Raw genomic sequence first — 546 nt, 5'->3', positions numbered from 1 at the left:
ATCTCACGCACCGCGGTGCCTGTGGCTGCGATCCGCTCACCGGCGACGGCGCCGGCATCCTCATCCAGACGCCGCACGAGTTCTTCGCCGTGGCGGCACCCCAGGCCGGCATCAAGCTCCCCGCCGCCGGCGACTGGGCCGTGGGCAACGTCTTCCTGCCCCCGTCGGAAGACAACCGCGAGGCCGCCGAGGCCTTCTTCGAAAAGGTCTGCCGCGAGGAGGGACTCGACTTCCTCGGCTGGCGAACCGTGCCGACCGACAACTCCTGCATCGGCGGCACCGCCCGCGACGTGGAGCCCTTCATCCGCCAGGCGTTCGTCGGCCGTGGTTCCAAGGTGTCGCGCGACCACTTCGAGTGGAAGCTCTTTGTCGTGCGGAAGCGGTTCGGCATCGAGATCGGCAGCCTCGGCCTCACCGAGCAGGCCTTTATTTATGTCTGCTCGCTCTCGGCCAAGACGCTCGTCTACAAGGGGCTCCTGCTCGCCGATCAGGTCGCGAAGTATTTTCCAGACTTGCGAGACCCGAAGCTCTCGAGCGCCCTGGCCC

The 546-nt window shown here is 67.0% G+C and carries 1 pseudogene; it reads left to right on the top strand.

The annotated features are described in order from the left end of the window. Window positions 1-546, top strand: a pseudogene (locus N2041_RS14745) (glutamate synthase subunit alpha); the annotation flags it as partial.

This window comes from Tepidiforma sp., from assembly GCF_026419595.1.
GTDB lineage: Bacteria > Chloroflexota > Dehalococcoidia > Tepidiformales > Tepidiformaceae > Tepidiforma.
This window is presented reverse-complemented; position numbering and strand designations above follow the sequence as displayed.